This window comes from Streptomyces sp. NPDC047079 (assembly GCF_040643755.1).
In the GTDB taxonomy this organism is placed as follows: domain Bacteria; phylum Actinomycetota; class Actinomycetes; order Streptomycetales; family Streptomycetaceae; genus Streptomyces.
The window spans coordinates 2132-25779 of record NZ_JBEYUZ010000014.1 but is presented as its reverse complement, the minus strand read 5'-3'; the positions used below and the strand labels follow the sequence as shown (position 1 = coordinate 25779).

The following is a 23648-nucleotide window of genomic DNA, read 5'->3' as shown; positions in this document are numbered from 1 at the left end:
GGGCCGCCGCCCCGCGCCGCGTTGAGCGGCCCGCCGACGCCCGAAAGGACCGCTCCGTGAGCGTGACCGTGTTCGCCCCGGAGACGGAGGCACGCCTCGCCCTCGCCCGGCGGGTGGCCGACGCCGTCCTCTTCGAGGGCTGTGCGCTCCACCCGTACCGGGGCTCCTCCGCCGGGCACGGGCTGCCCCGGCAGTCCGGAGTCCTCGTACCCCCAGCCTGGGGCGCCGGCCGCGAGGAGTACGACTTCCAGCACACCGAGTGCCTGATGGAACCCCGAACGGGCGCCACCCTGGCGGTGGAACTGCGCTTCCTGCGCGTCCGGCGCCGCACCGTCCAGCGGGCCGACCCCGGCGGCACCTTCACGACGGTTCCCGAGCTCCTGACCGGGGACCGTGGGCTCGTCCCCCGGGACGAGGGCACCGAGGAGCGCGTCGAAGCGGTCGTGACACCGGCCGAACTCGTCGACGGCGACGGGGTCACGCTCACCTTCGCCCGCCCGGCGAGGGAGGAGAGCGAGCCGGTGCTCGCCGAGGACGGCCGGGTCGTCGGCCGCCTGCTGCGCCGGTACGAGGAGATCAGCGGCGCGCTGCGGCTGTCGGCACGTCGGCTCGACGGCCCCTTCCCGGTCATGCGGCTGACCGCCGTCGTGGAGAACACCAGCCCCTGGGCGCCCGCGGACGACGAGGCCGCCGGCCGGAGCGCGGCGCTCCCCCGATCCCTGGTGGCCACCCACCTCCTGCTGGGGCTGAGCGCCGGGTCGTTCCTGTCGATGACCGATCCGCCCGAATGGGCGAAGGCCGCGAGCGCCTCCTGCCGAAATCTGCACACCTGGCCCGTCCTCGCCGGCGAACCCGGAGCCCCGGACGTGGTGCTGTCCTCGCCCGTCATCCTCGGGGACCATCCCGCCGTCTCCCCTGAACACCCCGCTGCGCCGTTCACGGCCACGGGGGTCGACGGGATCCTCGGCCCGAGCGGTGTGCGCGCGGTGAAGGAAGCCGCTCCCGCCGAGGGTTTCCCCGACGAGTACGGGGTCGTGCGTCCGGACACCAGGTGCGGCCCGGCGGGCGGGGCCGCCGACGACCCGGCCTCCGACCAGGTCGTCGTGGACGGCCGGCCGGTGAGCGCCGGGAGCCGGGTGCGGCTCCACCCCGGCCTGCGGCGCACCGACGCGCAGGATCTGTTCCTGCGCGGCCGCACCGCGACCGTCGAGTCCGTGCTGCACGACGTGGACGGCTCGGTGCACCTCGCGGTGACGTTGGAGGACGACCCGGGCGCCGACATCCGGCGAGCGCAGGGGAGCTTCCTCTACTTCCGGACCGACGAGGTGATCCCCTTGGAGGACGAGGAATGAGCCCTGACACCGTCGACGGCAGGGTCCTGGTGGCCGGCATCGGGAACGTCTTCCTCGGGGACGACGGCTTCGGCGTGGAGACCGTCCGCGCGCTGAGCGGACGCCGGCTGCCCGGACACGTCGAGGTCCTGGACATCGGGGTCCGCGGAGTGCACCTCGCCTACCAGGTTCTCGACGGCTACGACACGCTCCTCCTGGTCGACGCCACCGCGCGCGGCGGGGAGCCCGGCACCCTGTATGTGATCGAGCACGACGAGGTCGCGGCGGGCGGCGTGCCCGGCGCGCCGATGGACGGCCACAAGATGACCCCCGACGCCGTCCTCGCCCTGCTGGGCACGCTCTGCGCCGGAACGGGCGGGCAACCGCCACGGCGCACCTTGGTGGTGGGGTGTGAGCCCGCCTCCGTGGAGGAGCGCATCGGCCTCAGCCCCGCGGTGTCCGACGCGGTGCCCAGGGCCGTCCGGCTGATCGAACAGCTGCTGCAGCCCGACGCGACGGGCGGCCCCTCGCCCGAGGCCCTGGTCGACGACGCCACGCTCTGACCCGACCGGCCCGCCGGCCGTGCGCGCCCGCCCGGTCCCCGTCCGGCCGCCACCGTCGGGCCGTTGCGGCGAACGGCGTATCCGTCCCGGCGGCACCGGCGTGCCGGGCCATGAGGCGCCGGGGCCACACCTCTAATGGACGTCGGCGGGCCGCGCACGCCCCGTCCCACGGGGCGACTCCCCGGCCTCCCGCCGGGACGGAGACCCATGCATGAGATGTCCATCGCGCTGGCGGTGATCGGCCAGGTGGAAGAGGCGGCAGAGCGCTCCGGTGACGTCACGGCGGTGCGTGAGGTACGGCTGCAGGTGGGCGAGCTGGCCGGGGTCGTGCCCGACGCCCTGTCCTTCTGTTTCGAACTGGCCTGCGCCGGGACCGTGCTCGAGGGTGCCGAACTGGTCACCGACTTCGTGCCCGGACGCGCCCGCTGCGCACCGTGCGCGCACGAATGGGCCGTCGGCATGCCGCCGCTGCTGAGCTGCCCGCGCTGCGACGGGGGCACCACCGACCTGCTGTCCGGCCGTGAACTCCAGATCGTCGGCGTGCGGTGGGAGGACGGCCGGACGCCCGCACCCACCCGCGAACCCACTCCCGAGGAGCGCTGAACCATGTGCCGTGTGGTCGACCTTCAGCAGGCCGTACTCGCCAAGAACGACCGGGCCGCGGACACCCTGCGCGCCGAACTCGCGGCCCGCGGCACCACCGTCGTCAATCTGCTCTCCAGCCCCGGCAGCGGGAAGACCGCACTCCTGGAACGCGAACTGGTCGAGGCCCGGGACCGGGCCGTGCCGGTCGCGGCGCTCACGGCCGACCTCGCCACCGAGAACGACGCGGCGCGGCTCGCCCGTTCGGGCGTCCCCGTCAAGCAGGTCCTCACCGACGGCCTGTGCCACCTGGAGGCCGGGATGCTCGCCGGACACCTGAAGGGGTGGCTGCCCACCCCGGTCCGGCTGCTGTTCGTGGAGAACGTCGGCAATCTCGTCTGTCCGGCCTCCTACGACCTGGGGGAGACGCTGCGCGTGGTGCTCGCCTCCGTCACCGAGGGAGAGGACAAGCCCCTCAAGTACCCCACCGCGTTCGGACTGGCCCATCTGGTCGTGGTCACCAAGATGGACATCGCCGAGGCGGTCGGGTTCGACGAGGCGACGTTCCGCGCGAACGTCGAGCGGGTCAATCCAGGGGTGGAGGTGCTGCTGACCTCGGCCCGCCGGGACCTGGGGGTCGGTCTTCTGCTCGACCGGGCCCTTTCGGCCGCGGCCGGCGCCCCCGTCCACACACCCGTCATGGCCCGCGAGCCGCACCAGCACACCCATGACCACACGGGCGCCCACAGTGGCCATGACCACACCGGCCACGCGCCCGGCCACCCGGGCGACGGCATGGGCCCCGCTCATGACGACACCAGCGGCGCCCCCGGCCACGCCGACGACCACACGAACGGCACCGCCGCCATGGCGCAGCCCCGCTCGTGAGCGGTCGGCCCCCGACGACCGACGCGGTCCGCACGTCGCTGCGCCGCAGGGTCACCGTCCAAGGCGTGGTGCAGGGCGTCGGCTTCCGGCCGTACGTCCATGCCCTCGCCACCGCCCTGGACCTGGCCGGGCACGTGACGAACAACCCCGAGGGCGTCGTGGTGGAGGTCGAGGGCGACCCCTCGGCCGTGGCCCGGTTCTGCGACCGCATCGCCGTGGACGCGCCACCGCTGGCCCGCGTGGACTCCGTCCACCACCAGGAGGTCCCCGCCACCGGCGACCCGGCCTTCACCATCCTCGCCTCCACGGCGGACGGACCCACGCGGGCCCTCATCCCGCCGGACACGGCCACCTGCGCCGCGTGCCTCGGCGAACTGGCGGACCCCCACGACCGGCGCCACCGCCACCCGTTCGTCACCTGCACGCACTGCGGCCCGCGGTTCACCATCGTCACCGGCCTGCCCTACGACCGCGAGCAGACCACCATGGCCGCGTTCCCGATGTGCGCCGACTGCGCCCGCGAGTACACCGATCCGGCCGACCGCCGCTTCCACGCCCAGCCGGTCGCCTGCCCGGCCTGCGGGCCGCGGCTCGAACTGCTCGTCCGCCGGGCGGACGGAGACGGACCGCCGGGCCCGGTCCCGGAAGGGGATCCGATCGCCGGGGCCCGACGGCTCCTGGCGGACGGCGCCGTCCTCGCGGTCAAGGGCCTGGGCGGCTATCACCTCGCCTGTGACGCCACCGATCCCGCCGCCGTCGCCCGGCTGCGGCACCGCAAGGCCAGAGGGGACAAGCCGTTCGCGGTCATGGCCGCGAGCGTCGAGGACATCGAGCCCCTGGTCCGGCTCGCTCCCAAGGAGCGCGCCCTCCTCACCGGCACCATCAGGCCCATCGTGCTGCTGCGCCGCCGCACGGACGTCCCGCCCGTCCCCGACGCCCCGTGGCCGGCCCAGGGCGTCGCGCCCGGCAGCCCCGACTTCGGCGTCATGCTGCCGTACACCCCCCTGCACCATCTGCTGTTCGGCCTGCCCGGCGACCCCCAAGGCCCCCGGCTGCTCGTCATGACCAGCGGCAACGTCTCCGGCGAACCCATCGTCACCGACGACGCGGAGGCGCTCGAGCGCCTGGCCCACCTGGCCGACGCCTGGCTCACGCACGACCGGCCGATCCATGTGCCGTGCGACGACTCCGTGGTGCGCCTGTGCGACGGGCAGCCGCTCATCGTTCGCCGCGCCCGGGGCTACGCGCCGCTGCCGCTGCCCCTTCCCCTCGAGGTGCCCCCGGCTCTCGCCGTCGGCGGAGACCTCAAGAACGCCTTCTGCCTCGGCGCGGGCCGCCGGGCCTGGCTGTCCGCCCATATCGGCGACATGGACGACCTCGCCACCCAGCGGGCCTTCGAACGCGCCGTGGCCCAACTGGAGTCGATCACCCCGGTGCGGCCGCGGCTCCTGGCCGCCGACCGGCATCCCGCCTACCGCTCCGCGCGATGGGCCGCCCGCAACGCGGCGGGCCGCCCCGTCGTCCGCGTCCAGCACCATCACGCCCACGTCGCCGCCGCGATGGCCGAACACGGGCTCGACGGCAGCGAGCCGGTCCTCGGCGTCGCCTTCGACGGCACCGGCTACGGCGACGACGGAGCGGTGTGGGGCGGGGAGTTCCTGCTCGCCGACTACGACGGCTTCACCCGGTTCGGGCATCTGGCGTACGCGCCGTTGCCCGGCGGCGACGCGGCGGTGCACCGGCCGTACCGCACGGCCCTCGCGCAGCTGCGCCGGGCGGGGATCGACTGGTCGGCCGACCTGCCCAGCGCGGCCGCCTGCCCGGCGGACGAACTGCGCGTGCTGCGGCGTCAGTTGGAGCGGAACCTGAACTGTGTCCCCACCTCCAGCATGGGCCGGCTCTTCGACGCCGTTTCGTCCCTGGCGGGTGTCCGTCACCGGTCCCGCTACGAGGCCCAGGCCGCCGTCGAACTGGAGGCCGCCGCGCTGCGGGCACCCGCCGGGGACACCACGGCATATGCGTTCGCCGTCGGACCGCCGGAGCGGGACGGCGGCCCGGTGCGGGCGGATCCGGCGCCGTTGATCGCGGAGATCGTCGACGATCTGCGCGCGGGCGCACCGGCGGAGCTGGTCGCGGTCCGCTTTCACCGGGCCGTCGCCGCCCTCGTGCACGCCATATGCGTACGGGCGCGGGAGCGGCACGGAGTGGACACGGTCGCCCTCACCGGCGGCGTGTTCCTCAACTCCCTGCTCTCCTCGGCGTGCGCCCGGGCCCTGAGCGCGGACGGCTTCACCGTGCTGCGCCACCACCTCGTGCCCCCCGGCGACGGCGGCCTGGCCCTCGGCCAGCTCGTGGTGGCCGCTCGAGCGGGGGAGGGGGCCGGGGCCCCCGACTGACCGACCGTCCCGGCAGCGCCGGGCGACGCACCATCCACAGCGAGGAGAGGCCCATGTGCCTGGCGGTACCCGGCAGAGTGCTGGAGATCGAGGAACGTGACGGCACCCGGATGGCCACCGTCGACTTCGGCGGTGTCGTCAAGGAGGTGTGCCTGGAGTACCTGCCCGACATCCAGGTCGGCGAGTACGCCATCGTCCACGTCGGCTTCGCCCTCCAGCGCCTCGACGAGGAGTCGGCCAAGCAGACGCTCGAACTGTTCGAAACCCTCGGCATGCTGCAAGAGGAGTTCGGCGACCCCTGGGAAATGGCGGCGGAGGCGAACGGAACGCTCCCGCCCGGGCGCGAGGAGACCCGTCAGTGAAGTACATCGACGAATTCCAGGACCCGGAGCTGGCAGGCCGGCTCCTCGACGAGATCCAGGCCACGGTGACCAGGCCCTGGGCGCTGATGGAGGTCTGCGGGGGCCAGACGCACTCGATCATCCGGCACGGCATCGACCAACTGCTGCCCGAGGAGGTGGAACTGATCCACGGTCCGGGCTGTCCCGTGTGCGTGACCCCGCTGGAGGTCATCGACAAGGCACTGGAGATCGCCTCCCGCCCCGGGGTGGTCTTCTGTTCCTTCGGCGACATGCTCCGCGTGCCCGGCACCGGGCGCGACCTGTTCCAGGTGCGGGGCGCGGGCGGGGACGTCCGGGTCGTCTACTCCCCGCTCGACGCACTGCGGATCGCCCAGCAGAACCCGGACCGGGAGGTGGTGTTCTTCGGTATCGGCTTCGAGACCACCGCGCCCCCCAACGCGATGACGGTCCACCAGGCCCGCAGGCTCGGCATCCGGAACTTCAGCATGCTCGTGTCCCATGTGCGGGTGCCCCCCGCGATCGAGGCGATCATGGGCTCCCCGAGCTGCCGCGTCCAGGGCTTCCTGGCCGCGGGGCACGTGTGCAGTGTGATGGGCGTGGACGAGTACCCCGAACTGGCGGAGCGCTTCCGCGTCCCGATCGTGGTCACCGGGTTCGAGCCCCTGGACATCCTCGAGGGGGTGCGGCGGACCGTGGCCCAGCTGGAACGCGGCGAACACACCGTCGACAACGCCTACCCGCGTGCCGTCCGCGCCGAGGGCAACCCGGCCGCCAAGGCCATGCTGGAGGACGTCTTCGAGGTCACCGACCGCGCCTGGCGCGGCATCGGCGTGATCCCCGGCAGCGGCTGGCGGCTCTCCCCGAAATACCGCGACTACGACGCCGAGCACCGCTTCTCGGTCGAGGGCATCCGGACCCGCGAACCCGCCGAGTGCCGCAGCGGCGAGGTCCTTCAGGGCCTGATCAAACCGCACGAGTGCGAGGCGTTCGGGACCCTGTGCACCCCGCGCACCCCGCTCGGAGCCACGATGGTCTCCAGCGAGGGCGCCTGCGCCGCGTACTACCTCTACCGGCGCCTGGACATCACCCCCGCGGCCCGGGAGGCGACCCCCGTTGTCTGACACCACCGATCTGCGCATGCCGTCCGTGGACCCGGCGGCCTGGACCTGTCCCGCTCCGCTGCGCGACCAGTCCCGCGTCGTCATGGGCCACGGCGGGGGCGGCGCGCTCTCCGCGGAGCTGGTCCGGGACGTCTTCGCGCCCGCCTACGGAGGAGACGCGCTGGCGCAACTCGGCGATGCCGCCGCGCTGTCGCTGGGCGGGCTGCGCCTGGCGTTCTCCACCGACTCCTTCGTGGTGCGGCCGCTGTTCTTCCCCGGCGGCAGCATCGGCGACCTCGCGGTCAACGGCACCGTCAACGACCTCGCCATGAGCGGCGCCCGGGCGTCGTACCTCTCCTGCGGTTTCATCCTGGAGGAGGGCGTCGAACTGGAGACGGTCGCCCGGGTCGCCGAGGCGCTCGGCGCGGCGGCACGGGCCGCCGGGGTCGAGGTGGCGACGGGCGACACCAAGGTGGTGGAGGCCGGCCACGGCGACGGCATCTTCATCAACACGGCCGGCATCGGACTGATCCCGGCAGGCGTCGACCTGCGGCCGCAGCGGGTCGTCCCCGGCGACGTCGTGATCGTCAGCGGTCCGATCGGTGTCCACGGGGTGGCGATCATGAGCGTCCGCGAGGGCCTGGAGTTCGGCGTGGAGATCGAGAGCGACTGCGCGGCCCTCGGCCCCCTGGTCGACGCCATGCTCGCCGTCACCCCGGACCTGCACGTGCTGCGGGATCCCACCCGGGGAGGGCTGGGGGCCGCACTGAACGAGATCGCGACCGCCTCCGGCACCGGTGTCGTCATCACCGAACGCGAGCTGCCCGTCCCGCCGGCCGTCGCCAACGCCTGCGCCGTCCTCGGCCTGGACCCGATGTACGTGGCCAACGAGGGCAAGCTCGTGGCGTTCGTACCGCGCCGCCATGCCGACGCCGTACTGGACGCGATGCGGGCGCATCCGCTCGGCGCGGAGGCCAGGATCGTCGGCGAGACGGTGGCGGACCACCCGGGCATGGTGGTGGCCCGCACCGGCCTCGGCGGCACCCGGGTGGTCGACCTGCCGATCGGGGAGCAACTGCCGAGGATCTGCTGAGTCCGCACGGCCCGGGCGCCCTCCGGCGCCCGGCCGCGCACCGCACCCTGAAGTACGCGGCGACGGGGAGCCGCCCCCCGGAGGCGGACACGGAGGAGTCGGCCGCCGCGCCGGGGCTCTGGGGGGCGGGGGAGCCCGGGGGTTTGAACGTGGTCCGCCGTCCCTGCGTACTCGACGGTGTGACCTCAGCGATCCCGTTACCGCCGCCGTCGCTCATCGGGCGGTGCCGGGCCGCGAGGCGGACGTCCACCTGGGGAGCGGGCCGTGCAGTGGACGAGCGCGCGGCGGCCCCCGGGCAGGCCCGAGAACGACACGAGGGAGGTGGGCGGGTGAAGACCCTGCTCATCGACAACTACGACTCCTACACGTACAACCTGTTCCAGCTGATCGCCGAGGTCAACGGCGAGGAACCGGTGGTCGTCCTCAATGACGCCCCCGCCGCCGCCCTGGCGGACCTGGCGGAATTCGACAACGTGGTGGTGTCGCCCGGGCCCGGACATCCGGCCGAGCCACGGGACTTCGGCATAGCCGCGAGAGTGATCGCCCTGTCCGCGATACCCGTGCTCGGGGTCTGTCTCGGCCATCAGGGCATCGCGGTGGGGGAGCGGGGCAGCGTCATGCCCGCGCCGCGGCCCCGGCACGGGTACCTGTCCACGGTCCGGCACGACGGCCGGGACCTCTTCCAGGGACTGCCGCAGAACTTCACCGCGGTGCGCTACCACTCGCTGTCCGTCGCCGAGCCGCTGCCCGAGACCCTCGAGGCCACCGCCTGGGCCGAGGACGGGGTCGTGATGGGCCTCAGGCACCGCACCCGGCCCCTGTGGGGCGTGCAGTTCCACCCCGAGTCGGTGCTCACCGACTACGGCCACCGCATGCTCGTCAACTTCCGCGATCTGACCGCCGAGCGTGCCCGCGGGCCCCGTAGGAAGAACACCACGAGCCCCCCGTCCGCGGCCACCGTCCCCCGCCCCCGTCGCGCCGTGCGTCCCGCCCACCGGCTGCACTACCGCCGACTCGCCACGGCCGTCGACGCCGAGGCGGCCTTCGCCCGGATGTGCGCCGGTTCCCCCCGGGCCTTCTGGCTGGACAGCTCACGCGTCGAGCCCGGCCTCGCCCGCTTCTCCTTCTTCGGGGACGGCACCGGCCCGCTCGCCGAGTTCGTGCGCTATGACGCCGACGACGGCGTCTGCGAGATCGAGCGGCCCGGACGGCCGGTGCGCCGGGTCCGCGCGAACGTCTTCGACTATCTCCAACGGCAGTTGGCGACCCGTCACGTCGACGCCACCGGCCTTCCCTTCGACTTCACCGGTGGCTACGTCGGCTACTTCGGCTACGAGACCAAGGCCGACTGCGGCTCGCCGAACCGGCACCGGGCCGAAACCCCCGACGCCTGCTGGCTGTTCGCGGACCGGCTGATCGCCGTGGACCACGAGGAGGGAGCCACCTACGCGGTGTGCGTGGCGGAGGACACCCCGGGTGCCAGCCGGGAGGCCGCCGACTGGCTCGACAGCGCGACAGCCCAGCTCACCTTCGTCTCCTCCGGAGAGCCGGCCGCCGACTTCGCCCCCGACGAACCCGAGCCGGGCGCGGCCGAACCCTGGCTGGTGCGCGACCGTACGACCTATCTCGCGGACATCGAGGCCTGCCGACGTGCGCTCCAGGCCGGCACCAGCTACGAGATCTGCCTGACCAACGCCGCCCGGCTGCCCGCACCTGACGACGTCCCCGGCTTCTACCGGGTGCTGCGCCGCGTCGACCCGGCCCCGTACGCGGCCTTCCTGAGGTTCGGGGACCTCGACGTGGCCTGCGCGTCCCCCGAACGCTTCCTGCGGATCACCCGGGACGGCATCGCCCAGGCCAGCCCCGTCAAGGGCACCGCACCGCGCGGTGAGAACCCGGCGCAGGACGCACGGCTGCGGCACTCGCTGGCCGTGGACGACAAGACCCGCGCCGAGAACCTGATCATCGTCGACCTGCTCCGCAACGACCTGGGCCGGGTCTGCGAGACCGGCACGGTACGGGTCGCCCGGCTCATGGCCACGGAGACCCACGCGACCGTGCACCAGCTGGTCTCCACCGTCGAGGGCCGGCTGCGGGAGGGCACGGACGCCGTGGACTGCGTACGCGCCTGCTTCCCCGGCGGCTCGGTGACCGGCGCACCGAAGCTGCGCACCATGGAGATCATCGGCGCGCTGGAGACCGAGGCCCGGGGCGTCTACTCCGGGGCCCTCGGCTACCTCGGCTGTAGCGGGGCCGCCGACCTCGGCGTCGTCGTCCGCACCGCCGTCCTGGCCGGCGGCCTGATGCACCTGGGTGCCGGCGGCGCGATCGTCCTCGACTCCGATCCGGCCGCCGAGTACGAGGAGATGCTGCTGAAGACCGCCGCCTCGATGCGCGCCTACCGCGCGCACACCGCCGCGCCGGCCGCCGAGGAGGAGGCGGCCCGATGACCACCGCCACGGGTGTCAGTTCGGTGCCGTCGCTGCCTCGTACCGCGACCGGGGAGCTCCGCCGCCACCGGGTCCGGTGGGGAGCGTGGTGACCGGCCCCGACGCGACTCTCAGCCGCCGCCCCGTGCGGGGCGGCGCAGCGCCTGCGTCACCGCCCAGACGACGGAGATGAAGGGGACGGCCACGACGGCCCCGATCACGCCCGCGACGATGCTGCCCCCGAGGACGGACACGGCGACAACGAGCGGATGCAGACGGACGGCCCAGCTCATCACGAGAGGGTGCAGCACATGCCCCTCGATCTGGCCGATGACGACGATGAGCAGGAGCACGGCCGCGGCCGTGAGCGGACCGCGGCCGGCGAGGGCGACCACCGTGGCCACGGCGAGCGCGATGGGTGAGCCGACCAGCGGCACGAACGTGGCGACGAACTCCAGCAGGGTGAGCGGCAGCGCCAGCGGCACGCGCAGCACCACCAGGGCGATGCCCACCAGTACGGCGTTGGTGGCGGCGACGATGATGATGCCCCGGGTGTACCCGGCGAACGTCCGCCAGGCCGTGTGCCCCGCCCGGTCCCACGCCTCTCGCGCGTTCCGGGGCATCAACTGGTCTCGCGTCCAGCGCCACAGGCGCTCGCCGGAGTGCAGGAAGAACACCGAGGAGAAGAGTGCGAGCGCAGCTCCCGTGACCAGTTCGACGATCCTGCCGAGGCCGCTGACGGCGCTGTTGATCAGTTTCGCCTGGTGGGAGGACACATAGGAGGCGATCTGCTGCTGGAGACCTGAGAGCTTGCGCGGGCTGAGCCGGAACGGGGGGCGTTCGAGCCACCGCTGGATCTCCCGGATGCCGCCGTGGAACTCGTCGACCAGCTTCGCCGACTCGCCCGCCACCGCGTTGCCCACCAGGGCGAGGACGGTGAAGAGGACGAGAATGCTGCCGACGAGGACGACGGCGACGGTCAGCCCCCGCGGGATCCACCGGTTCAGCAGGTCGGCGACGGGACGCAGGACGGAGGTGATGACGAGCGCGAGAAACAGGGACACGGCGATGAGCTGGAAGCGTCCCAGGATGGTGAAGACGCCGTACACGACGACCCCGACCAGGATCAGGCGCCAGGCGTAGGCGGCGGCGACGCGCAGCCAGGGCACCGTGCGTTCGGCCGCAGCGGCGGGGGCGGCCGGGGCGCGCCGGGGGGCGCGTACGGTGTGCGAGGGTCGGCTGCCCAGCACGACGCCACGCGCCCCGCGCCCTCGCCCCGGCTTGTCCGCCGGGCCGCCCGTATGCGCCACCACACCTCCTGCGTCCTGATGGTGACTACCCGTAGAGCACATTAAGTGCAAAACGGCCACGCCTCGGGGTGCAACGCGCCCGGTCCACGGTGGCGCCCCCTGGGTGCGGCCGGTTTCCGGCCATTCTGGCCAGGGGGTCACCCCGGACTCCGGTGTCGCGAGCCGGGAGGCGAGGACCAGGGCCTGCATCCGGCGCTGCACGCCGAGCTCGTCCGGCAGCCGGGAGATGCGGTTCCTGACCGTCCTCTCCGGCAGGTAGAGCTCCGGCAGGTAGAGCTCCGGCCCGGCTGTACCGGCGAGCCGTCACATCGGCCTGTCCCGGTGGTCGGTACGCGGCGCGCGGCGCATGCTGGTCCTCGGGGGAGTGCTCCCGGTGGCAGAGAAGCCGACGCTCTTCGGTGCGGGCCCGCGCTCCCGCCCCGGTCATGGACCATCCGGCCCCCGGCCCGGCCCTCGGGCCGGTCCAGGCCATGCGCTGGAGGTGCGCACCATGGCTCAGCATGTCACCGCGGGAGTCGACGGAACGGCCGAGAGCCTCGCGGCCGCCCACTGGGCCGCTCGGGAGGCCCTGCGCCGTGGCGCGGGGCTGCGCCTCGTGCACGTGTGGACCGGGCAGCCGGGGCAGGTTCTCTCCGTGCCCGCGGACACCACGCGGCGCCGTGTCGCGGAGCGTGCCCTTCGACGGTCGGTAGCCAGCGTGCGTGCCGCACACCCGGGGCTGCGTGTGGAGGACGTGTTGCTGTACGACTCCCCGGTCACCGCCCTGCTCGCGGCCGCCGAGGAGGCGGAGGTGCTGGTGCTCGGATCCCGGGGCCTCGGCCGCATCGCGGGGTTCGCGCTCGGGTCCGTGTCCCAGCGTGTCCTCGCCCGGTCACCGCGCCCCGTGGTGCTCGTCCGCGCCGGCGACACCTTCGCGGACGAGCACCTGCCCGCCCTGGACGGCGTCTCGCCCGACGAGATCCCGGAGACCCCCTACCGCGACGTCCTCCTCGGACTGGACACCGAGCACCCCTTTGACGACCTGCTCGGGTTCGCCTTCGAGTCGGCACGCCGCCGTGGCACCGGGCTGCGCGTGATCCACGCCATCGGCGCGGCCCCGGACCACGCCGCCCAAGGCCGGCTGGACACGGCCGACGCCGGGGAACCGCGAGCCGAGCGGGAACACATCCTGGTGGCGGCGCTGCGCCCCTGGTGCGAGAAGTATCCCCGGGTCCCTGTGACCGAGACCGTCGCCGAGGGGCGGGCAGCCACCGAACTGGTCCAGGCCTCCGCGCGTGCCTCCCTCCTTGTCGTGGGGCGCCGGACACAGAAGGCCCGTCTGGGTTCGCACATAGGTGCGGTCACCCACGCGCTGCTCCACCACGCCCGCTGCCCGGTCGCCGTCGTCCCGCACGCCTGACCGGGATTCAGGGAGGTGTAGATCGTGCCCCGCCCCGTCACCGCAGGCCTCGACGGTTCGTCCGAGAGCCGGGCCGCCGCCGAGTGGGCGGCCCGGGAGGCGAAGTTGCGCGGCCTGCCGCTCACGCTGGTCCACGTCTGGGAACCGGTACCCGACCCCCTGATGCGGGCACCGCTCCTCGGCATCGAGACACAGCAGCACTGGACCGAGAGGATCCCCCGCGAGGCTGCCGAAGGCCTTCGGCTGCGGCACCCCGGAGTCGAGGTGACCGCCGAGCACCTGGTCGGACGGCCTGCCGAGGTGCTGCTGGAAGCGGCCGAGGACGCCGAGCTGCTCGCGCTGGGTTCGCGTGCGCTGGGCGGAGTCGGCGGATTCCTGGTCGGCTCGGTGTCGCTGGCCGTCGTGGCTCGCGCCGTACGGCCGGTGATCCTGGTCCGCGCCGGGGAGCAGGCGGCCGACGAGCACGAGATGGATCCCGTGGGCATCCCGTCCGCGGCCGCCCCGTTCCGTCCCGTGGTGCTGGGGCTCGACACCCGCCGCCCGGGCGCGTCGCTGATCGGGTTCGCCTTCGAGGAGGCCGCGCGCCGATCCGCCGCACTGTACGTCGTGCACGGCTGGAACCCGCCTTTCGGCTCCGGCGCGGACGCGGTCGCCGGCAACGACCCGAGCGGCGAGTACGCGCGGGAGCAGGCCCTGGAGCTGAGTGAGGTACTGGGTGTGTGGCGGCAGAAGTACCCCGCGGTCGAGGTGGTCGAGCGCTCCCGTACGGGCCCGGCCGCCCCTCTGCTGGTCGACGCCTCGCGGGAGGCGTCGCTGGTGTTGGTGGGCCGGCGGATCCGCCGTAACCCGCTCGGCGCCCGTATCGGCTCCGTCACCCACGCCGTCCTGCGTCACGCCACCGCACCCGTCGCCGTCGTCGCACACGAATGACATGCCCCAGGCGGCGTCCGCAGTCCGCGCCCCGGCCACGCACATCCTGAGGGCCTCGGTCAGTTGCGGGTTGGCCATCAGATGAATCTGGCCCTGCGGCGAGACCGTTGCCGGCCCGCCAGTGGGCGTCCAGGGCGCGCAGTTCGTGGGATCGACGACGGCGCCGAGGCCCGCGTGATCTGGGAGGGCGGGCCCCGAGCGGATCCCGAGAGAATCGGACAAGCTGGATAAAGAGGGCATGTGTGGCATCCTGTCGGTGTCCGGCCCCACAGCTTCCGCCGAGTCCCCGGATCGCGGACGGCCCGGGGGGAGGAAGGAAGGACCACCATGAAGGGCTTCGTCTTCCACGGCACCGGACAGGCCGCCTGGGAGGAGGTCCCGGATCCCGGCATCAAGGACCCCACCGACGCGATCGTGCGCGTCGACACCGTCACCATCTGCGGAACGGACCTGCACATCCTCAAGGGCGACGTACCCGAGACCCGCCCCGGCACGGTGCTGGGCCACGAGGCGGTGGGCGAGATCGTCGAGACCGCCGGAGATGTGCACACCGTACGGCCCGGCGACCGCGTCCTGGTCTCCTGCATCACCGCCTGCGGGCGATGCGGCTACTGCTGGGAGAGGACGTACGGCCAGTGCCGCGGCGGTGGGGGCTGGGTCCTCGGCCATCTGATCGACGGCACCCAGGCCGAATACGTCCGGGTCCCCTACGCCGACCTGTCCCTCCACGCGCTGCCCGGCACCGTGGACAGCAAGGACGCCGTACTCCTCGCGGACATCTTCCCCACCGCGTACGAGGTGGGCGTGCTCAACGGGCACGTACGCCCCGGGGACACCGTCGCCGTCGTCGGTGCCGGGCCCATCGGACTCGCGGCGATCGCCACGGCCCGGCTGTTCGCCCCCGAACGCATCGTCGCCGTGGATCCGGCCGCCACCCGGCTGGACGCCGCGAAACAGCTGGGTGCCGACGCCCTGGCAGACAGCGGGCAGGCCCAGGAGCTGATATCGGACCTCACCGACGGCCTGGGCGCCGACGTGGTCATCGAGGCGGTCGGGGCGCCGGAGAGCTTCGAGCTGTGCACGCGCATGGTGCGCCCCGGCGGACACGTGGCCAACGTCGGTGTCCACGGCAAGCCCGTGACCCTGCATCTGGAGGAGCTCTGGAGCAAGGACATCACCCTCACCACCGGTCTCGTCGACACCTACTCCACGCCCACGCTGCTGCGGATGGCGGCCGCCGGCCGGCTGCCCACCTCGTACCTGGTCACACACACCTTCCCGCTGGACCGGATGGAGGAGGCCTACGACGTCTTCGGCCGGGGCGCCGACACGGGCGCACTCAAGGTGGTGCTCGGCGGGCAGCAGCACGAAGTCGTCGCCGTCCCGGCGGCGTGAGAAAGGGAGTGACGGGCCATGGCCGTACAGGGAACGTCGAGCACGACGGAAGGCCATCCCGCGGGCGCCCTCGGGCGCAGGCTCGCCCTGCGGCGAGAGGAACTCGGCCTGTCCCGGGACGAGGCGGCCGCCCGGGCGGGCATGGCTCCCAGTTATCTTCAGTACCTGGAGGAGCAGCCCACCGCCGCACCGGGCGTGAGCACTCTGCTCAGGCTGGCCGGAGCGCTCGAGACCACGGTGCTCGAGCTCACCGGCGGCGACGTCGAGCTGCCGCCCGGCCTGGGACAGTGCGGAAGGCATCCGGAGTTCACCGAGATGACCATCCAGGAGTGCCGAGACATGCTCTTGTCCCACGGCGTGGGACGCCTGGCGGTGCCCACCGTCTCGGGGCCGGAGATCGTTCCCGTGAACTACACCGTCGTCGACGGCGCGGTCGTCTTCAGGGCCGCCCCGGGCACCGTGCCGTCCCAGGCGTCGGGAACCCAGGTGGCCTTCGAAGTCGACCGCATCGACGCCGCGTTCAGCCAGGGCTGGAGCGTACTGGTACGTGGGCACGCCAGCACGGTGACGGATCCCGACTCCGTACGACGGCTCGAGGACCACGCGTACAGCGAGCCGTGGGCGGGCGGGCAGCGGGACCTGTGGATCCGTATCGAGACGCTCAGCCTCACCGGGCGCCGCATCGCCGTATGACCCGGGCGCCTCTCGTCACCCTGTCCCCGCCCCCACACCACCGGAGGACACCATGCACGGCACCCCGTGCCTCGTCAGCGACGTCATGACCCGCAGGGTCGTCGCACTGGGCCGGGCGGCGACGTTCAAGGACATCGTCAAGGCCATCCGGCAGTGGAAGGTCAGCGCGCTGCCCGTGGTGGAGGAGGAGAACAGGGTCGTCGGCGTCGTCTCCGAGGCGGACCTGCTGCGCAAGGACGAGTACCGCGACAGCGATCACGACCGGCACGCCCGCCTGGAGCGCCTGTCCGACTTGGTCAAGGCAGGGGCGGTGACCGCCGAGGAGCTGATGACCGCCCCGGCCGTCACCGTCGCAGCCACCGCGACACTCGGCCAGGCCGCCCGGACCATGGCCCGGGCCGGCGTCAAACGGCTGCCGGTCGTCAGCGACGACGGCGCGCTGCTCGGCATCGTAAGCCGGTCCGACCTGCTCAAGGTGTTCCTTCGGGAGGACGACGACATCGCCGAGGAAGTCCGCGACGAGATCGTCGCCCACCTGTTCCCGGCCCCCTCGGAACCCGTCCGTGTGGAGGTGCGTGACGGGGTCGTGAGACTTACCGGGCGCATTCCGGACACCATGCTGGTGCCGGTGGTGACCCGCCTGGTGCGGGGCGTCGAGGGTGTGGTGGACGTGGACTGCGCGCTCGCGGGTCCCCCCCGCCGCCCGGACCTCGATCCCGACCTGCCCCGAGAGGACGTCGTCCCCGGGGCCTGGGGCGCCGGCAGCGTCACATGACGCACCCGCTCGCGCGATGTGCCCCGACGCGGCGCCTTGTCCCCGGGCTAGCGCAGACCGCCGCTCTCGCGGAACGCGCAAGAAGGTGACGGCCGATGGCAGCGACAGGGCGTCCCCGGAGGAGGAGCACGAGGGGGGCGGGCGCGTGGCTGTGGCGGTGGCGGCGCAACCCGCTGCGTCGCCGCAGCGACCGGCTGGAGGCGTGGCTCGTCCTCGGCACCGGGGCGTTCGTCCTCCTGACCGGCGTGCTCGGGGGCCGGACGGCGGCGGGGGCCGTCGAGCAGACACTCGCCGCGCACCGCGCCGAGTCCCACATGGCCCGGGCCGTGCTGACACAGGACGCGGCCCGGACCCCGCGGGCGCTGTCCGAATACGGCGACGGCTCAGCGTGGGCGCAGGCGCGCTGGACCGCTTCCGGCTCGCCGCACACGGGCCTGGTGAAGGTGCGGCCCGACACGAGGGCGGGCGCCGCGGTCACCGTCTGGACGGACCGCTCGGGCGGCCTCGTCTCCAGGCCCCTCACCGCGGATCAGGCGGGCGCGCAGGCCGCGGCCGTGGGATCGCTGGCGGGTCTCGGGGCCGCGGGCGGGGTGCTCGTCTGCGGAGGGCTGCTGCGTGGGCGCCTGGACCGCGGGCGCATGGAGGCCTGGGACCGCGAGTGGGAGCGTGTCGGCCCGCGGTGGCGCGGGACGACCGGGTGACAGGACCGTGCGGTCGGCGCGGTCCGGTGGACGGGGGCGGGCTGCCGGGCGGACGGGGGCGGGCCGGGTCACTCCCGCTCGGTCCCGGAGAGATGGCAGTCCACGTCGACCACTCCCTCGACCGTATGGGCCAGGCGTAGGGCCACCGGGATCAGGGGAGTGTCCCGGACCTTCCCGGTGAGGGTGACGACGCCCTCGGTGACCATGACGTGGATGGGCTCCACCGGGGCCGGGAAGAGGATGTCGACGATGTCGCGCCGCACCTCGTCGGCGATGTCGTTGTCCGGCCGCAGGAACACCTTGAGCAGATCCGCCCGGCTGACGACGCCTTCGAGCATGCCCTCGTCGTCGACGACCGGAAGCCGCTTGACCCCGCGCTGGGCCATGATGCGCGCGGCCTGGGCGAGGCTGCTTCCGGCGCGGACGGTGATCGCCGGCGAGGACATCAGCTCGCCTGCCGTCACCGCGGCCGCCTCGGCAGGGCCGGACGACGGGCGCCACTCGGCGTACCGTTCCGGGCTGCCGTCCCGCACCTCCTCCTTGGGCAGCAGGTCGGTCTCGGAGACGACTCCGACCACCCGGCCCCCGCCCTCCACCACCGGCAGGGCGCTGACGCTCCACCGGTCCATGAGACCGACGATGTCCTTCAGCCGGGCGTCAGGGCCGACGGCGACGACGGCGCGGGTCATCACGTCGCCCACCACGTGCGGGCTGCCGGTCACGGTGTCCTCCTCAGCGGTCTCCGCTGCCGTACGGTGCGTACAGGTCGAGCAGCCGGGTGCGGGCCGCGTGCAGCCGGTGGGCGAGGACCCGGCCGACCCAGGTGGCGATGGAGCGGCCGAACTCGGGGTCCGCGTCGCACATCGCCCGCACGGTCACGGCGTCGAACTCGTAGGCCCGAACCGGAGTCATGGCCTCGGCGCCCATCTGCCACACATGAGGGGTGAAGTGCCAGGACCAGCCGACCAGTTCGCCATGGCCGAGCGACTCGATGACGGCGGACCGGCGGCCGGGCACATGCAGGTCCAGCGCCACGGTCCCCGTGCGGACGATCCAGAACCGGTCGGCGTGCCGGCCCTCCTCGAACAGGCGGGTTCCCTCCGTGAACGAGACCTGGCGGGCGATCTGCATCAGCCGTTCGCGGTGCTCGGCCGGGAGGGCCGCGGTCATGGTGGTGGCAGAGGTCATCGCTCCATGTCCTTTCGTTCCGGTCGCCGGGGCCGGTCGGCGAGTCGTCGCGCGGCGCAGCGGCCCTCCTCCCGTGCCCTGCGGGAGACCGGGGAAATCCTTGTCTTCAGCGTGGCAGTGCACCGCGCACCGAGCAACGGGCCGCGCGGTCCGGCAGGGGGACGTTCGGCCCGGCCCGCCCCCAGCCGTCCGGACCACCCGGCGGCTCCACCGGCACGCCATGACGAGGCGGGAAGGACCCCATCCGCTTCTCGCGGATCCTGATTGCGTGGTGCGCGGCCGCCGGCCGCTGCTCCGCGTCTCTTACGGGCCCTTCCCGTCACCTTCAGGACACCACGCGAGCGACGGAACCGCCAGGGCTGGACGGCAGGCCCGTACATCCGGAAGCGGACCCCGCAGGCCCTCCTGCCGAGGCGTCCGCGGTGCGATGGTGAAAGGAGACGCTCCCGTGCTGCGTGCCCCCGCAGCCCGGCGGAAGGCGGTGGGAAGGATGGAGCTACCCCTGGTCGTGGGCGTCGACGGGTCGGAGCCCAGTCTCATCGCTGTCGACTGGGCCGTGGACGAGGCGGCCCGGCACGGGCTGCCGCTCCGGCTGGTGTACGGGTCCTTGTGGGAACGCTACGAAGGCGGGTCACCGTCGGATGCCGAACACCGGTCCGCCGAAAGGAGGGTGGGGGACGTCGTCGACCGGGCGGCCGAGTGTGCCCGCCGGCGCAACCCCGCGGTGGCGGTCTCCGCGGACGTCCTGCCCGAGGACGCGGTGTCCGCGCTCCTGCACGAGGCCCGGAGCGCGACGGCCCTGATCACCGGATCCCGTGGCCGCGGAGGACTGAAGGGCCTGCTCCTCGGCTCCGTGGGGCTGGCCGTGGCCGCGAGGGCGCACTGTCCCGTGATCGTCGTCCGCGGCGACCGGGCCGGTCTGACCGGTGCGCACGAGCGGATCCTGCTCGGGGCGGGGGACCCCGACTCGACGGCCGAGGCGGTGCGGTTCGCCTTCCGCGAGGCCGAGGCACGCGCGTGCGTCCTCGACGTCGTACGAGCCTGGCGCCGCCCGGCCCATGAGACCACCGAGCACCACACGCCGGTACGTCTGCACGAGCAGCGTGCGTCGCTGCAGATCGACATCCTGCTGCGCGAGCAGGCCACCGCCCACCCGGACGTCCGGGTGCGGCCCGACACGGTCGAGGGACCGGCCCGCACGGTGCTGCTGAAGCGCTCGGCGGCCGCCGACCTCGTCATCATCGGAGCGCGGCGCGCGAAGGCCCACTTCGGCCTTCAGCTCGGCCGGGTCGGCCACACGCTGCTGCACCACGCGGACTGCCCGGTCGCGATCGTGCCGCAGCACACCTGAACCGTGCCGCGGCACGCATGACACGGACGGATGCCTCCAAGGCCGTGTCGCAGCGGACGGGGCTCGGCCGGTGACGCGCGCTGCGGGTGCGCCGGCAGCGCTTTGCGCTGATGGCCGACCCGGATGTGATGTGCACCATTTCCCCACTTTTGCCCGATGGGTAGAGTGACGCGGATGTCAGCCGACCTGTCCCCTGTCATAACCGCCACCACGCAGTGGCTGCTGCGCTCCTACCCGGGCACCGGCGGAGCCCTGGACGCCGCCCTGGCCGAGGCCCAGGCGTCCCAGGCCGTCATGGTCGCCGCCTGGCTGCGCTACCCCACCGCGGCCGACGCCGCCCTCGTCGCCTTGGTCGGGCCGGGCGGCTCCGCCCGCCTGGAGTGGGTCACCGGATTCGATGCGGCGGCCGCCGACGAGACCGACGAGACCGACGAGGGCTGGCGGACCTGGGTGGACGAAGTCGTCGCGAGCTGGGCGGCCACGCTGCTGGCCACCCCGTCCCTCGCCCGGGAAGCAGTCACCGCGCTGGACTCCAGCGACCACGCGGCCGGTCTGGCGTTCGACTTCCGCAGGCTCACCGATCCCGGCGAGCGGGACCGCCGCGCGGCTCCGCTGCTGCGCCACCCGGACCTGCTGGCCGCGCTCGCCGGACTGCACCGGGACTCCCTGCTGCGCCGACTGCACGGCGACCCTGTGCGCGAGGACGCGCTCGGGGACCCGTTGGCCGGCTGACCCGCTACGGGCCCGCCCCGGCCCACGAGGCGCCGTGCGCCCGCCCCTCACTCGAACCGCGACGTGTCGCCCGCCCCCTTGCGCACGATCTCGGGCTCGCCGCCGGAGAAGTCGATGACCGTCGTCGGCTCCGTACCGCAGTCGCCCGAGTCGACCACGGCGTCCACGACGTGGTCCAGCCGCTCCTTGATCTCCCAGCCCTGCGTCATCGGTTCCTCCTCGCCCGGCAGCAGCAGCGTGCTGGACAGGATCGGCTCGCCCAGCTCGTCCAGCAGCGCCTGTGCCACCACGTGGTCGGGGATCCGGACGCCGACCGTCTTCTTCTTCGGATGCAGCAGCTTGCGCGGCACCTCGCGCGTCGCCGGGAGGATGAACGTGTAGCTGCCCGGCGTCGATGCCTTGATCGCACGGAACACGTCCTTGTCGACGTGCACGAACTGACCGAGCTGAGCGAAGTCCCGGCACACGAGCGTGAAGTGATGACGGTCGTCGAGATGGCGGATCGAGCGGATACGGTCAATGCCGTCGCGACTGCCCAGTCGGCACCCCAGTGCGAAACAGGAGTCCGTCGGATAGACCACGAGCGCACCGTCGCGGATGCTGTCGGCGACCTGACCGATCGTGCGCGGTTGCGGGTTGTCTGGGTGAACGTCGAAGTACCTGGCCACCCGCCGAGTCTCGATCAGAAGGGGCCGTGCTGTCCACGCGGGGGCCCATCGGCCGGTGCACAGGTCATCCGCGCGGCGCAACGGACCCGGCTCCCGCCGTTGCGCCGGTCCACAGGTCGGCCCGCGAGTCGCCGGTCCTCCAGCGGCCGGTCCGCGAGGCGCCGGTCCGCGAGCCGTCAGTCCTTGAGCCGGTCGATCTGCCGGATCTTGTTGGTCGCATCCAGCGCGGCGACCTTGTACGACTCCGCGAGTGTCGGATAGTTGAAGACGGCGTTGACGAGGTAGTCGACCGTGCCGCCGCACCCCATGACCGACTGGCCTATGTGGATCAGCTCGGTGGCCCCGGTGCCGAAGCAGTGCACCCCGAGCAGGGTGCGGTCCTCCGGAGAGACCAGCAGCTTCAGCATGCCGTGCGAGTCGCCGATGATCTGCCCGCGGGCCAGTTCCCGGTAGCGGGAGATGCCGACCTCGAACGGCACACGGTCCTCGGTGAGCTGATCCTCCGTCCGTCCGATGAAGCTGATCTCCGGGATGGTGTAGATCCCGATCGGCTGTAGGCCGGTCATCTCGTGCACGGGCTCGCCACAGGCGTGGTACGCCGCTATGCGGCCCTGCTCCATCGAGGTGGCGGCGAGCGCCGGGAAGCCGATCACATCACCGACGGCGTATATGTGCGCCACCTCGGTGCGGTAGTGCTCGTCGACCTTGATCCGGCCGCGCGCGTCGGCGGTCAGCCCCGCCTTGCCGAGGTCGAGTCCGTCGGTCATGCCCTGGCGCCCGGCCGAGTACATCACGGCGTCGGCGGGGATTTTCTTACCGCTCTCCAGGACGGTGAGGGTGCCCTTGGGGTGTCGTTCGACCGCCGCGACGGTCTCGCCGAAGCGGAAGGTGACGGCCAGGTCCCGCAGGTGGTACTTCAGCGACTCGATCACCTCGACGTCGCAGAAATCGAGCATCCCGGGGCGCTTCTCGACCACGGTGACCTTGCTGCCGAGGGCGGCGAACATGGAGGCGTACTCCATGCCGATCACACCCGCTCCCACGATGACCATCGAACGGGGCACCCGCTCCAGGTCCAGGACGTTGTCGGAGTCCATGATCGAGCGACCGTCGAATTCGACGCTCGAGGGCCGGGCGGGCCGGGTGCCCGTGGCGATGACGATGTGCTCCGCGGTCAACAGCCGTTCCTCGCCGGTCGCTTCTCGTACGGCGACGGTGTGGGGGTCGGTGAACCGGCCGGTTCCGGTGACGAGGGAGACATGGTTGCGGGAGAGCTGGCTGCGGATGACGTCGACCTCGCGGCCGACCACGTGGCGGGTGCGCGCGGTCAGGTCGGCGACGGTGATGTCCTCCTTGAGCCGGTAGCTCTGCCCGTACAGATCCCGCTGGGTGAGACCGGTGAGGTAGAGGACGGCCTCGCGCAGGGTCTTGGAGGGGACGGTGCCGGTGTGGAGGGAGACCCCGCCGACCATGTCCGGGTGATCGATGACGGCGACCCGGCGGCCGAGCTTGGCCGCGGCGATGGCGGCCTTCTGACCACCCGGTCCGGATCCGATGACGAGCATGTCGAAGTCGGGCACGTCCGGAGTCTGACAGCACCGACCCCCTGGCCGAAAGAGCGGAGTTGACGGCAGACCGCCCTGACATCTGCCGAACTGGCCCTCCAGGGAGGTGGTTGTCCGGCGGAGGGCGCCGTGCCCGCGGCACTCCGGCTGGGGAGCGGGAGCGGGGGGGGGGGGGGGGGCGGGCGCCCGCCGCGGCC

22 protein-coding genes are annotated in these 23648 nt (G+C 73.1%); 17 read left to right on the top strand and 5 right to left on the bottom strand.

Translation table 11 applies throughout. The annotated features are described in order from the left end of the window. Positions 1–56 precede the first annotated feature (56 nt). The 9 genes from ABZ823_RS19390 to ABZ823_RS19350 all read left to right on the top strand — a co-directional run bounded on the left by ABZ823_RS19390 (position 57) and on the right by ABZ823_RS19350 (position 10765). Positions 57–1352, top strand: a complete 1296-nt coding sequence (locus ABZ823_RS19390; RefSeq protein ID WP_361661398.1) for a hypothetical protein — start codon at positions 57–59, stop codon at positions 1350–1352. Continuing rightward, complete coding sequence (locus ABZ823_RS19385) at positions 1349–1894, top strand: hydrogenase maturation protease (RefSeq protein ID WP_361661395.1); 546 nt, start codon at positions 1349–1351, stop codon at positions 1892–1894. The genes ABZ823_RS19390 and ABZ823_RS19385 overlap by 4 nt, the downstream gene beginning before the upstream one ends. Before the next feature lie 207 nt (positions 1895–2101). Further along, positions 2102–2497, top strand: a complete 396-nt coding sequence (locus ABZ823_RS19380; protein ID WP_361661392.1) for a hydrogenase maturation nickel metallochaperone HypA — start codon at positions 2102–2104, stop codon at positions 2495–2497. A 3-nt stretch (positions 2498–2500) separates the two neighbouring features. After that, positions 2501–3364: a hydrogenase nickel incorporation protein HypB gene (gene hypB / locus ABZ823_RS19375; RefSeq protein ID WP_361661389.1), complete on the top strand. Its 864-nt coding sequence runs from the start codon at positions 2501–2503 to the stop codon at positions 3362–3364. Next, the gene (gene hypF, locus ABZ823_RS19370) at positions 3361–5760 is read left to right on the top strand and encodes a carbamoyltransferase HypF (RefSeq protein WP_361661386.1); all 2400 of its coding nucleotides are present in this window, start codon (positions 3361–3363) and stop codon (positions 5758–5760) included. The genes hypB and hypF overlap by 4 nt, the downstream gene beginning before the upstream one ends. 53 nt (positions 5761–5813) lie before the next feature. Next, on the top strand, positions 5814–6122 hold the full coding sequence (locus tag ABZ823_RS19365) for a HypC/HybG/HupF family hydrogenase formation chaperone (RefSeq protein WP_361661383.1): 309 nt from the start codon (positions 5814–5816) through the stop codon (positions 6120–6122). Then, positions 6119–7243: a hydrogenase formation protein HypD gene (gene hypD, locus ABZ823_RS19360; RefSeq protein ID WP_361661381.1), complete on the top strand. Its 1125-nt coding sequence runs from the start codon at positions 6119–6121 to the stop codon at positions 7241–7243. Before ABZ823_RS19365 ends, hypD begins: the two co-directional genes overlap by 4 nt. After that, positions 7236–8315 carry a hydrogenase expression/formation protein HypE gene (hypE, locus tag ABZ823_RS19355; RefSeq protein WP_361661378.1) on the top strand — a complete coding sequence of 360 codons (1080 nt, stop codon included), beginning with the start codon at positions 7236–7238 and terminating at the stop codon, positions 8313–8315. Before hypD ends, hypE begins: the two co-directional genes overlap by 8 nt. A 329-nt stretch (positions 8316–8644) precedes the next feature. After that, complete coding sequence (locus ABZ823_RS19350) at positions 8645–10765, top strand: chorismate-binding protein (RefSeq protein WP_361661376.1); 2121 nt, start codon at positions 8645–8647, stop codon at positions 10763–10765. 110 nt (positions 10766–10875) lie between these two features. On the opposite strand, the gene ABZ823_RS19345 is transcribed toward ABZ823_RS19350, so the two are convergent. Continuing rightward, on the bottom strand, positions 10876–12054 hold the full coding sequence (locus tag ABZ823_RS19345; RefSeq protein ID WP_361661373.1) for an AI-2E family transporter: 1179 nt from the start codon (positions 12052–12054) through the stop codon (positions 10876–10878). 490 nt (positions 12055–12544) lie between these two features. Between ABZ823_RS19345 and ABZ823_RS19340 the strand changes: the two genes are divergently transcribed. The 6 genes from ABZ823_RS19340 to ABZ823_RS19315 all read left to right on the top strand — a co-directional run bounded on the left by ABZ823_RS19340 (position 12545) and on the right by ABZ823_RS19315 (position 17947). Then, positions 12545–13453 (top strand): universal stress protein, encoded by a 909-nt coding sequence (locus ABZ823_RS19340; protein ID WP_361661370.1) that lies wholly within the window; start codon positions 12545–12547, stop codon positions 13451–13453. 24 nt (positions 13454–13477) lie between these two features. After that, entirely contained in the window at positions 13478–14383 is a 906-nt protein-coding gene (locus ABZ823_RS19335; protein ID WP_361661367.1) for a universal stress protein, read from the top strand. A gap of 327 nt (positions 14384–14710) precedes the next feature. Next, entirely contained in the window at positions 14711–15778 is a 1068-nt protein-coding gene (locus ABZ823_RS19330; protein ID WP_361661364.1) for a zinc-dependent alcohol dehydrogenase family protein, read from the top strand. Positions 15779–15796: 18 nt separating this feature from the next. After that, positions 15797–16471, top strand: coding sequence for a pyridoxamine 5'-phosphate oxidase family protein (locus ABZ823_RS19325; RefSeq protein WP_361661361.1), 675 nt, complete (start codon positions 15797–15799; stop codon positions 16469–16471). Between the two features lie 52 nt (positions 16472–16523). Further along, positions 16524–17246, top strand: a complete 723-nt coding sequence (locus ABZ823_RS19320) for a CBS domain-containing protein (RefSeq protein ID WP_361661358.1) — start codon at positions 16524–16526, stop codon at positions 17244–17246. A gap of 95 nt (positions 17247–17341) precedes the next feature. Further along, positions 17342–17947, top strand: coding sequence for a hypothetical protein (locus ABZ823_RS19315; protein WP_361661355.1), 606 nt, complete (start codon positions 17342–17344; stop codon positions 17945–17947). Positions 17948–18015: 68 nt separating this feature from the next. On the opposite strand, the gene ABZ823_RS19310 is transcribed toward ABZ823_RS19315, so the two are convergent. Both ABZ823_RS19310 and ABZ823_RS19305 read right to left on the bottom strand, forming a co-directional pair. Further along, a complete protein-coding gene (locus ABZ823_RS19310) occupies positions 18016–18669 on the bottom strand; it encodes a CBS domain-containing protein (protein ID WP_361661352.1) in 654 nt (217 codons plus the stop codon). 10 nt (positions 18670–18679) lie between these two features. Next, positions 18680–19135, bottom strand: a complete 456-nt coding sequence (locus ABZ823_RS19305; protein ID WP_361661349.1) for a cyclic nucleotide-binding domain-containing protein — start codon at positions 19133–19135, stop codon at positions 18680–18682. A 490-nt stretch (positions 19136–19625) separates the two neighbouring features. Here ABZ823_RS19305 and ABZ823_RS19300 point away from each other — a divergent pair, with 490 nt between their 5' ends. Both ABZ823_RS19300 and ABZ823_RS19295 read left to right on the top strand, forming a co-directional pair. Further along, the gene (locus ABZ823_RS19300; protein WP_361661346.1) at positions 19626–20486 is read left to right on the top strand and encodes a universal stress protein; all 861 of its coding nucleotides are present in this window, start codon (positions 19626–19628) and stop codon (positions 20484–20486) included. Between the two features lie 174 nt (positions 20487–20660). Beyond that, on the top strand, positions 20661–21218 hold the full coding sequence (locus tag ABZ823_RS19295; RefSeq protein ID WP_361661343.1) for a hypothetical protein: 558 nt from the start codon (positions 20661–20663) through the stop codon (positions 21216–21218). Between the two features lie 47 nt (positions 21219–21265). On the opposite strand, the gene ABZ823_RS19290 is transcribed toward ABZ823_RS19295, so the two are convergent. Together ABZ823_RS19290 and sthA are read right to left on the bottom strand one after the other, a co-directional pair. After that, positions 21266–21886, bottom strand: a complete 621-nt coding sequence (locus ABZ823_RS19290) for an L-threonylcarbamoyladenylate synthase (RefSeq protein ID WP_361661340.1) — start codon at positions 21884–21886, stop codon at positions 21266–21268. Between the two features lie 176 nt (positions 21887–22062). Then, entirely contained in the window at positions 22063–23466 is a 1404-nt protein-coding gene (gene sthA / locus ABZ823_RS19285) for a Si-specific NAD(P)(+) transhydrogenase (RefSeq protein WP_361661337.1), read from the bottom strand. Between the last annotated feature and the right edge of the window lie 182 nt (positions 23467–23648).